At 73.8% G+C, this 11094-nt stretch carries 5 protein-coding genes; 1 reads left to right on the top strand and 4 read right to left on the bottom strand.

Translation table 11 applies throughout. The annotated features are described in order from the left end of the window. Positions 1-664, top strand: a 664-nt coding sequence (locus tag ACWDN5_RS44200; RefSeq protein WP_449680469.1) for an MMPL family transporter, incomplete at its 5' end; no start/stop codon positions are given. A gap of 142 nt (positions 665-806) precedes the next feature. On the opposite strand, the gene ACWDN5_RS44195 is transcribed toward ACWDN5_RS44200, so the two are convergent. From ACWDN5_RS44195 to ACWDN5_RS44180, 4 genes are all read right to left on the bottom strand, one after another. Next, entirely contained in the window at positions 807-1772 is a 966-nt protein-coding gene (locus ACWDN5_RS44195) for an ATP-binding cassette domain-containing protein (protein WP_449680468.1), read from the bottom strand. Then, on the bottom strand, positions 1772-1975 hold the full coding sequence (locus ACWDN5_RS44190; RefSeq protein ID WP_310969876.1) for an MbtH family protein: 204 nt from the start codon (positions 1973-1975) through the stop codon (positions 1772-1774). The genes ACWDN5_RS44195 and ACWDN5_RS44190 overlap by 1 nt, the downstream gene beginning before the upstream one ends. A gap of 81 nt (positions 1976-2056) precedes the next feature. Beyond that, entirely contained in the window at positions 2057-2869 is an 813-nt protein-coding gene (locus ACWDN5_RS44185; protein ID WP_310969875.1) for an ABC transporter permease, read from the bottom strand. Further along, on the bottom strand, positions 2866-11094 hold the full coding sequence (locus tag ACWDN5_RS44180) for an amino acid adenylation domain-containing protein (RefSeq protein WP_449680467.1): 8229 nt from the start codon (positions 11092-11094) through the stop codon (positions 2866-2868). Before ACWDN5_RS44180 ends, ACWDN5_RS44185 begins: the two co-directional genes overlap by 4 nt.

Below are 11094 nucleotides of genomic sequence, written 5' to 3'. Positions count from 1 at the left end.
GCCCGGCAGCTCGGCGCGCTTCGACGGCGGCAGCGCGGCCAGCCGCGGGATCCACGCGCGGAGGTCGTCCCTCGGCGCCGCCGCGGTGTACGGGTCGCTGCGCGTGTTCTCCCCCGGCTGCCCGGGCTGCCGCCCCTTGGTCGACGACCTGGACGCGCGCGGGGTGGTGACGTTGCTGGTGGTGCTGGGCCTGGCCACCCTCGTCGCCTACCGGCGGCCGGTGGTGGCGCTGGCGACGTTCGTGCTGAACGGCGTCGCCGTGCTCGCCGGGCTGGGCATCCTGGCCCTGCTGGTCGATCCGCTGCCCGGCTGGGCCCCGATGGTCCTGGTGGTCGTCCTGCTGGTGCCGGGGAACCACCTGCAGGTGTACCTCCTGCACCGGCTCCGGAGCGAAACCCTGGCGGGGATGTCCCGCCGCAACACGGTGGCGCACGCCTGCCGCCGAGCCTGGTCGGCTTCCGGCGGCGCACTGCTGGTGGCGGTGGTGATGTGGCTGGTCTGGGGCATGACGGAGAGCGGCGACGTCCGCGAGTTCGCCCTGGCGACCACGGTGGTCCTGGTCGCCGACACCCTGATCGTCCGGTTCCTCCTGCTGCCGCGCCTGGCGGTGCTCGGAGGCCGGACGAACTGGTGGCGGGTGCGGGGCCCGAAAGACGCCCGCTGACGCCGGGGGCGGGCGGTCGCGGCCTCACGCCACGTCCGGCCACAGCCGGACGACACGCGTACCCAGCCGGACGACACGCGTCCCCAGCTGGACGACACGCGTACCCGGCCGGACGACACGGGCCGTCGCGGCCGGGGGTGGGTCAGGGGCTCGAAGGACGCCCGGTGAGGTCCAAGAACACTTCGTCGAGCGTCGGGCGCCTCAGCGCGAAGTCCGTGTACTCGACACCCGCGTCGCGCAGGGCGGCGGCCGCGGCCGCGATGCCCCCGGCCGTCTCCGGCAGCTCCACCGCGATACTGCGCTTGCGTTCGTCCACCGTGACCGCCGAGGCCGACACGGCCGACAGCGCCGACACCGCGGGCTGGAGCCACTTCGCGTCGGCGACCGCGACTTCGAGCCGCTCCGCGCCGATCTTGCGCTTGAGCTCGTCGGCGGTGCCCTCGGCGATCACGCGGCCGTGGTCGATCACCACGATGTGGTCGGCGAGGTAGTCCGCCTCCTCGAGGTACTGCGTGGTGAGCAGGACCGTGACACCCTCGTCGACCAGGCCCCGCACGATCCCCCACAGCGTGCTGCGGCTCGCCGGGTCGAGGCCGGTGGTCGGCTCGTCGAGGAACAGCACCGACGGGCGGCCGATCAGGCAGGTCGCCAGGTCGAGCCGCCGCCGCATGCCGCCCGAGTACGTCCCGACCGCGCGGTCGGCCGCCGCGGTCAGGTCGAACCGCTCGAGCAGCTCGGTGGCCCGCTCGCGGGCCCCGCGCCGGCCGAGGTGCAGCAGGGTGCCGAGCAGCTGGAGGTTCTGCCGGCCGGTGAGCAGCTCGTCGACCGCGGCGTACTGGCCGACCAGCCCGATCCGGCGCTGGACCTCCTTCGCCTGCGTGGCCACGTCGAAGCCGGCCACGCGGGCGGTGCCGCCGTCCGGGCTCAGCAGTGTCGCGAGGACCCGGACGGTCGTGGTCTTGCCGGCGCCGTTGGGGCCGAGCAGGCCCAGCACCGAGCCGGCGGGCACCCGCAGGTCGATGCCGGCCAGGGCCTCGTGGTCGCCGAAGCCCTTGCGCAGGCCCGTGACTTCGATGGCCGCTTCGCGGTCGAGCGCGTCGCTCGCCATCAGCCGGCGTCCTGCAGGCTCTTCGGGCGCAGGTCCGTCCAGGTGGCCTCGACGTGGGCGACCGCCTCCGCGCGGGAACTGTCCCCCAGCACGACGTCCCACCCCGGTGGCACCGCCGCGAACACCGGCCAGATGCTGCGTTCTTCCTCGGCGTTGACCAGGACGAGGAACCGGCCGTTCTCGTCGTCGAATGGACTCGTCACTTCACATCTCCGTCTGTTTCGGGCGGCTTGCTGTCATGGTGTTCGGACCGGCTGACGGCGCGCTGACCGCCACCTGACCCGCTAGGCGATGGTGCGGTACTTCCGGAAGCTCAAGGCGCAGGCCAGCACCAGCGTGACGACGAGGGTGACGGCCACGACCACGCCGGGGTGCTGGGCGGGGAACCCGGTCTCGTCGACCGGCGTGCCCCACATGCGGCGGACGGCGGTGGTCACCGAGCTGACCGGGTTCCACTCCGCGACCGGCCGCAGCCACCCGGGCAGGCGGTCGGTCGACATGAACGCGTTGGAGAGGAAGGAAAGCCCGAGCGTGGCCACCGCGCCGATGCCGTCGATCGCCTCGGGGTTGCGCAGCGACAGGCCGAGCAGGATGCCGACCCAGATCATCGCGTAGAGGAACACGACGAGCAGGGCGAGACCGCCGGCGAGCGGCAGGAACCCGGTGTGCACGCGGCCACCGACGAGCAACCCGGAGGCGACGGTGATGGCGAGCGCGATCAGGCCGACCACGAGGTCGCCGAGGGAGTGCCCGATCAGCACGGCGGGCCGCACGATCGGCAGCGAGCGGAACCGGTCGGTCAGGCCGCCGTTGAGGTCGGTGGCGACGGCGATGGCGGTGGGCGCGATGCCGGCCAGGCCGACCTGCATCAGCGCCGCCGGGAACAGGAACTCCGGGTAGCTGCCGCTGCCCGGCACGATCACCGCGTCCTTGAACACGTACCCGATGGCCAGCATGGTGATCAGCGGGTTCAGCGTGACCGCCAGCAGGCGGCCGGGAACGTTGCGCAGGTGGGTGAGCCGGCGCCCGGCGAGCGCCAGCACCTCCACCACGGCGTCGGAAACCCGCCCGGTCCGCACCGGGGCAATCACAGTCATTCGTCCTCCTCGGAAGAGCCGTCCAGAGCGGCGGCGACGATCCGGCCGATGGCGGCCTGGGCTTGCGGGTGCATCATGAATTCGTGCCCGCAGCCGATGCGGTGCGTCTCGATCGCGCCGTCGACGTACGGTGCCCAGCGGCCGGGCCGCTCGGCGAGGTCGGCTTCGGAAAGACCGTCGGCCGCCAGGAACAGCAGCAGGCGGCCCGAGAAGCGGGCGGGCTCGTAGCGGAGCGCGAGCTCGCCGTTGTTGCTCATCACGTCCAGCACGCGGGCCATCCGCTCCTCGCCGATCCCGGCCAGCCGCGACCCGCCGCGGCGCAGGACGTCGATGACGGCCGCCGGGGTCAGCTCGGCGTCCTCGTCGGCGTCGTAGCCGAGGTGCTCGAGGAAGCTGACCAGCAGCTCGTGGCGGGTCGGCGGGGCCTGGCCGTCGGCCTCGACCGGGAAGCTGTCCAGCACGCACAGCGTCTCGACCTGCTCCCCGGCTTCCTGCAGCTGCACCGCGATTTCGTGCGCCAGCAACCCGCCGAAGGACCAGCCGAGCAGGTGGTACGGGCCTGACGGCTGGATCGCGCGGATCCGGGCGGCGTACTCCTCGGCGACGTCTTCGACGCTGACCGGCAGTTCGGGGTCCCCGCCGATGTTGGGCGACTGCAGCCCGTACATCGGGCGGCCGGGGGCGAGGTGCTGGACGAGCCCGAGGTAGGGCAGGCTCAGCCCGAGTCCCGCGTGGACGCAGAACAGCGGCGCGCGGTCGCCGTCCGGCCGGATCGGCAGCACCGGGGCGAACGGGTCGAGCACGTCACCCGCCCCGCCGCCGGTGCCGGCCAGCGCGGCGAGGCGCTCGACGGTCCCGTGCGTCAGGACGTCCGCGACGGTGAAGTGCAGACCGGCGTTGCGGGCCAGCGCGACGAGCCGGACGGAGAGCAGGCTGTTGCCGCCCAGGGTGAAGAAGTCGGCGTCGGCGTCGACCTCGGGCAGGCCGAGGGTTTCGGCGAACGCCAGCCGGAGGACCTCCGCGGCGGCGGTGCCGGCTTTCCGTTCGGGCGCGGGCAGGTTCGCGTGGTCGAGGTCGCCGGCCGGGGTGAGCGGGATGGCCTCGAGGGCGACGATCGCCGACGGGACCGCGAAGTCCGGCAGTTCCCGCGCGAGGTGGTCGCGCAGGTCGTCGCCATGGCCGACGACGTAGGCGACGAGCTGGTCGTCGCGGACCACGACTTCGGCCGCGGCGACCCCGGGGTGCCGCAGGAGCGCGGCCTCGACCTCTCGCGGCCGGACGGCGAACCCGCGGGCCCGCACGGTGCCGCCGACCGGTTCGAGGCTGCCGTCGAGGCGGCGGCGGACGACGTCGCCGGTGCGGAACATCCGGGCGCCGGGGGTGACGGGGTCGGCGACGAAGTGCGTGGCGGTGCGGCCGGGTTCTCCCGCGAAGCCGCGGGCGGGGGTCGCGAGCCAGAGGTCGCCGTGGGCGCCGGGTGGGACGGGCCGGAGGGTGTCGTCGAGGACGCAGGCCCGGGATGAGGGCGGCAGGGTGCCGGGTTCGGCCGGGCCGGTGAGGGTCCGGTAGTGGGTGTGGACTTCGGCGCCCGCCCGGTAGAGCCGTTCGGTGAGCGGAGCGGCGAGTGGTTCGCCGGTGACGATCAGCCGGACGCCGGCGAGCGCCGGTTCGTGGCGGGCCGCGAGCGCCCGGACCTGGTGCGGGGTGGCGAAGAGGACGGCGGGCAGTTCGCCTTCGAGGAGCTGCGCGAGCGCGGCGGGATCACCGGTTTCGGCCTCGGCGAGGTGGACGGACCCGCCGGCGGCCAGCGCGGCGAGGATCGCGGGAATGGCGTCGGGCAGGTCCGGGACGACGACCCGGCGGCCGGCGGGAATGGAGGCTTGCAGGGCGGCGACGGCCTCGGCCAGCGCGCGGCGGGTGAGGACGGTGCCGTCCGGCAGGTGCGCGGCCGCGTGGGCGGGAGTGATCGGCGCGGCGGAGGAAGCCGCCCCACCGGAAAGCGGCGAGCCGACCTCGGTTGCCGCCGCGGGGGCGCCCGCCGGAGCCGCGGAGCCGCCCACCGGGCGGCCCGCCTCGGCATGCGCCGCCGGGCCTTGGTCGGCGGGGCCGGCCACCGCGCGGCCGACCTCGATCGTCGCTCCGGGTTCCCCGGCCGGCTCGACCAAGCGGTACGCGGCGCCGGCCTGCAGTGCGGCCAGGACGTGGACCACCCGGTCCAGCGCCGACTCCGCGGCGATCGTCACCGTCTGCTCCGGACCCGCCCCGCGGGACGTCAGCTTCCGGGCCGCTTCGGTCACGCGGCGGCGCAACTGGGCGTGGCTCACCCGGCCGCCCTCCCCGATCAGCGCTGGTCCGCGGCCGCTCCGCAGTGCCGGCAGTTCGGCCGGTTCCGCGGCCACGACAACCGGATCCTGCTCGCCCAGCTCGATCGCGCTCAGCGGCAGCGACGGATCCTCCGCCACCGCCGACAACAGCCGGCCCAGGCGGGTGGACAGCAACTCCGCCGTCTCCGGGGTGAACAGGTCCGCGCAGTACTCGATGCTTCCCTCCAGGCCCCCCTCTCCCGGGCGCTCGCCGAGCTGGAACGTCAGGTCGAACTTGAACTTCGCGCCCGTCGGCGGGAGGATCTCCGGCCGCACCGACAACTCGCCGATCGTGAAGCGGGGGTCGGGGACCTCGTAGTAGGACAGCATCACCTGGAACAACGGCTGCCGCGACAGCGAGCGCGCCGGGCGGGCCAGCTCGAGCAGGAGCTCGAACGGCAGGTCCTGGTGCGCGTACGCCTCGAGGTCGGTGTCGCGCACCCGGGCGACCAGCTCGGCGAACGTCGGGTTGCGGCCGGTGTCGGTGCGCAGGACCAGCGTGTTCACGAAGAACCCCACCAGGCCGTTCGTCACCTCCTCCGACCGGCCCGCGACCAGGCTGCCGAGCGGGATGTCCGTGCCCGCGCCGTGCTTGGTGAGCAGCGCGGCCACCGCCGCCTGGACCACCATGAAGACGCTCGCACCCGACCGGCGGGCCAGCGCGGTCAGTGCTTTGTGGACGGTCGGGGGCACCTCGAACTCGACCGAACCGCCCCGGAAAGCGGTCGTGCCGCGGCGCGGGAGGTCCGCGGGCAGCCGCAGCTCGTCGGGCAGGCCGGCGAGCGCGTCGCGCCAGTACTCCCACTGCCGGTCCGCCGCCTGGCGGTCGTCGAGCAGTTCGCGTTGCCAGACCGCGTAATCGGCGTACTGCGCCGGCAGTTCCGCCCACCCGGGCCGGGCGCCCCGCACCCGCGCGTCGTACGCGGTCGCCAGGTCGCGGGCCAGGACGTCCACCGACCAGGCGTCGCCCGCGATGTGGTGCAGGACGAGCAGCAGGACGTGCTCGGCCCCGACGCGGTACAGCGTCGCCCGCAGCGGGCGGTCCGTGGCCAGGTCGAACGCACGGCCCGCCTCGGCCGCCAGGACCGCGGTGAGCTCGTCTTCGGCGATCGTCGCCGTGGCCAGCACCGGGGCGGGCGGCAGGATCCGCTGGTACGGGAGGCCGTCGACGTCCGGGAAGACCGTCCGCAGGATCTCGTGCCGCTCGACGACGTCGTCGAGCGCGGCCGCCAGCGCCGCCGGGTCCAGGGCGCCGCCGAGCCGGACGGCCAGCGGGATGGTGTAGCCCGCGCTTTCGAGGCGGTTCAGGAACCACATCCGGGTCTGCGCGTGGGACAGCGGAATCCGCTCCGGCCGCGCGAGCTTCCGGAACCCGGCGCCCGCCTGGCCCGCGGAGACGAGCCGGCCGGCGAGCCGGCTGACCGTCCGCGCTTCGAACAGGTCGCGAATGGACAGCTGGGCGTCCAAAGCGGACCGGACCCGGCTCACGACCGAGTTGGCCAGCAGGGAATGCCCGCCGATGGCGAAGAAGTCGTCGTCGATCCCGACTTCCGGGAGGCCGAGGACGTCGGCCCAGATCTCGCACAGGGTCGCCTCGACCGGGGTGCGCGGGCCGCGGGCGGCGGTGCCGGTGTGCTGTTCCGGTGCGGGCAGCGCCTTGCGGTCGATCTTGCCGTGCGCGGTCAGCGGGAAGCGGTCGAGGACGACGTACGCGCCGGGGACCATGTACGCCGGCAGCTGCTCGCTCAGCCGCGAGCGCAGTTCCCCGGCGGTGGCGGTGCCGGTGACGTAGGCGACGAGCCGCCGGTCGTTGCCGGTGCCGTGCACGGTGACGACCGCTTCCCCGACACCCGCGTGCGCGGCGAGGGCGGCTTCGATCTCGCCGAGTTCGATGCGGTGGCCGCGGATCTTGACCTGGAAGTCGCGGCGCTCCACGAACTCCAGCTGACCGTCCGGGCGCATCCGAACCCGGTCGCCGGTGCGGTACATCCGCGTGCCCGGCTCGCCGAAGGGATCGGCCACGAACACCGCCGCCGTCCGCGCCGGATCACCCACATAGCCCCGGCCGACGACCAGGCCGCCGACGAACAGCTCGCCGATGGCACCCGCGGGCACCGGACGCAGCTCGTCACCCAGCACGTAAAGCCGGGAATTCCGCACCGCGTGGCCGATCGGCACCACCTCGACGCCGGACCGGATCACCGCGTGCGTCACATCGTCCGAGCACTCCGTCGGGCCATAGGCGTTCACCAGCGGCACGTCGGGGAACCGCGCGAACCAGCGCGCGCACAGATCCGGCGGTAGCGCCTCACCGGTCACCACCAACCAGCGCAGCCCCGAAACATCGGCAGCCCGCCCGGCCAAATCCCACGAATCCAGGGCCGCGCGCAGCAGCGATGGCACGACCTCCAGCACCGAGACACCCTCGGCCCGGATCAGGCCGAAAAGCGCGTCCGGGTCGGCCGCCACGACCCGCGACACCACGCGGACCCGGCCGCCGACCAGCAGCGGCGCCAGCATCTGCCACACCGAGACGTCGAACGTGACCGGAGCGTTCTGCACCACCAGATCCGAGGACGCCAGGCCCAGGTCTTCCACCTTGGCGAGCAGGTGGTTCACCATGCCGCGGCGGTGCACCATCGCGCCCTTCGGACGGCCCGTCGACCCCGACGTGAAGATCACGTACGCCAGGTCCAGACCGGCGTCGCCGCCGGAAACCGGCGCCCACTCGGTGTCTTCGGCGTCGTCCAGGGCCACGATCCGGGTGTCGCCGCCGACGATCTCGGCCGCCAGGTCCTCGAAGCCCGGGCCCACCACGACGGCCGTGGCGCCCGAGTCCGCCAGCAGCCCGGCCAGCCGGGCCACCGGCAGCGTCGGGTCCAACGGCAGGTAGGCCGCCCCGGACCACAGCACGCCCAGCACGGACGTCACGAAACCCACCCCGGGGTCGGCCAGGACGCCGACCACGCCACGGGACGGCAGCCGGCGGGACAGCGCACTCGCGCGCCCGGCCAGCGACGCGTACGAAACCCACGCGCCGCCGTCGGCCACCGCGGGCGCGTCCGGCGAGGCCGAAGCGAACTCGCACACCCGCGACACCACGTCGGCGCCCACCGGCCCGGTGACACCGGCGCCCCGCTCCAGCTCCGCCGCGGGGACGACGTCGATCGCGCCCAGCGCCACCGAAGGATCGGCGATGGCGGTGTCGAGCAGGTGCCGGAACATGCCGGTGATCCGGCCGGCGCGCTCGGCGTCGAACGCCTCGGGCGCGTAGTCGAACCGGAAGGCCAGTTCGGGGCCGGGGTTGACGACCAGGCTGAGCGGGTAGTGGCGGGAGTCCTCGGTCACGGCGTCGAGCACGCGGACGTCGGCACCGAGCACGACCTCGGTCTGCTCGCCGTCGGCGGGCACGTTCTCGAAGACGATCGCGGTGTCGAACAGCTCGCCGGTGCCGGCGAGGCCGGGCACGTCGTTCTGCACCTCGGCCAGACCGACGTGCTGGTAGGCCGACATCCGGGCCTGCTGGTCGCGCAGGACGACCAGGAGCTCGTCGAGGGTGCCGGCCGGGTCGAGATCGGCCCGGACCGGGACCGTGTTGATGAACATCCCGACCATGGTCTCCACACCCGGCAGCTCGGCCGGGCGCCCGGAGGTGACCGAGCCGAACACGACGTCCCGGCGGCCGGTGAGCCGGCCGATCAGGATCGCCCAGCAGGCCTGCACGACCGTGTTCAAGGTGAGCTCGTGGCGGCGCGCCCACGCCACCAGTTCGGCGGTCTCCTCCCGCGACAGCACGACCTCGGCCGATTCCGGCACCGCCTTGAGGTGGCCGTCGACCTCCGGGGCCACCTTCGTGGGCTCGGCGAGACCGTCGAGGACTTCGCGCCACGCCTGCCGGGCTTCCTGCTCGTCCTGGCGGCCCAGCCAGGCGAGGTAGTTCCGGAACGGAACCACTTCCGGCAGCGCGGCCGCCGGGCCGTGCGTGTACAGCGTGGCGAGCTCGCGGATGAGGATCGGCACCGACCAGCCGTCGGTGGCGATGTGGTGGGCGGTCCAGAGGAACCGGTGTCGCCCGGCCGCGACCTTGATCAGGGTGAACCGGACGAGCGGCGGGTGGGCGAGGTCGAACCGGCGCTCCCGGTCCTCGGCCGCCAGCCGCCCCAGCCGCTCCTCGCGTTCGGCTTCGGGCAGCGTGGTCAGGTCGATTTCGGTCCAGGGCAGGCCGACCTCGGCGGCGATCAGCTGCACGGCGTCGCCGCCGCGGCGGTGCCGGAAGTACGCGCGCAGGGTCGCGTACCGGCGCAGCAGGGCGGCACACGCGTCGCGCAGGGCTTCGACGTCGAGCGGGCCGGCGAGGTCCGCGGTGGCCTGCACGGTGTAGACGTCGACGCCGTCGGGGTCGAACTCCGAGTGGAACAGCAACCCCTGCTGCAGGGCGGAAAGCGGCCAGGCGTCCTCGATGCGGCCGCCGTCGGGGGCCAGGTCCCGCAGTTCGTCGCCGGTCAGCTCGACCAGCGGGCCGTCCGCCACGGTGAAGACACCCGCGCCCGGCTCGCGGACGGCGACCTGCTCGGCGATCGCGGCCGGGGTGCGGCGTTCGAGGATGTCGCGCGGGGTCAGCTCGATGCCCGCGGTGCGGGCGCGGCCGGCCACCTGGATCGCGCTGATGCTGTCGCCGCCGAGGGCGAAGAAGTTGTCGTCGATGTAGACCCGCGGCACGGACAGGACTTCGGCGAGGATGTCGCAGACGACCGTCTCGACGGTGTTGCGGGGCCGCCGCCCGACGACCTCGACCCGGAAGTCCGGGGCGGGCAGCGCTTCGCGGTCGACCTTGCCGTGTTCGGTGAGCGGCAGTTCGTCGAGGACGACCAGTGCCGAGGGCACCATGTAGTCCGGGAGCAGCTGCTGGGCGGTGCTGCGCACGTGGCCGGCGTCGACCGGGTCTTCGGCGTCGACGCCGACGAGGTAGCCGGCGAGGCGTTTGCCGCCGTCGGCGTCGGTGAGCACGCGCACGACGGCGTCCAGCACCCCGGGCACGGACCGCAGGACGCTTTCGATCTCGCCGAGCTCGATGCGGTGGCCGCGGATCTTGACCTGGAAGTCGCGGCGCTCCACGAACTCCAGCTGACCGTCCGGGCGCATCCGGACCCGGTCGCCGGTGCGGTACATCCGCTTTCCGGCCTCCCCGAACGGATCCGCGACGAACACCGCCGCCGTCCGCGCCGGGTCGCCCACGTAACCCCGGCCGACGACCAGGCCGCCGACGAACAGCTCGCCGATGGCACCCGCGGGCACCGGACGCAGCTCGTCGCCCAATACGTAGAGCCGCGAATTCCGCACGGCGTGGCCGATCGGCACCACCTCGACGCCGGACCGGATCACCGCGTGCGTCACATCGTCGGAACACTCCGTCGGACCGTACGCGTTCACCAGCGGCACGTCGGGGAACCGCGCGAACCAGCGCGCGCACAGATCCGGCGGTAGCGCCTCACCGGTCACCACCAGCCAGCGCAGCCCCGAAACATCGGCAGCCCGCCCGGCCAAATCCCACGAATCCAGGGCCGCGCGCAGCAGCGAAGGCACGACCTCCAGCACCGAAACACCCTCGGCCCGGATCAGGCCGAACAAGGCGTCCGGGTCGGCCGCGACCGCCCGGGACACCACCCGGACCCGGGCACCGACCAGCAAGGGGGCCAGCATCTGCCACACCGAAACGTCGAAGGTCACCGGGGCGTTCTGGACGACCACGTCCGCGGGCTCCAGGTCGAGGTCTTCCACCTTGGCGAGCAGGTGGTTCACCATGCCGCGGCGGTGCACCATCGCGCCCTTCGGACGGCCCGTCGACCCCGACGTGAAGATCAC

It is taken from the genome of Amycolatopsis sp. NPDC003731 (genome assembly GCF_053586895.1).
The sequence above is the reverse complement of the archived record's forward strand: the minus strand, read 5'-3'. Positions and strand labels throughout refer to the sequence as shown.

Coding starts and splice junctions, on each gene's coding strand:
- ACWDN5_RS44195 (WP_449680468.1), bottom strand. CDS start 1,772: ATGGCGAGCGACGCGCTCGACCGCGAAGCGGCCATCGAAGTCACGGGC.
- ACWDN5_RS44185 (WP_310969875.1), bottom strand. CDS start 2,869: ATGACTGTGATTGCCCCGGTGCGGACCGGGCGGGTTTCCGACGCCGTG.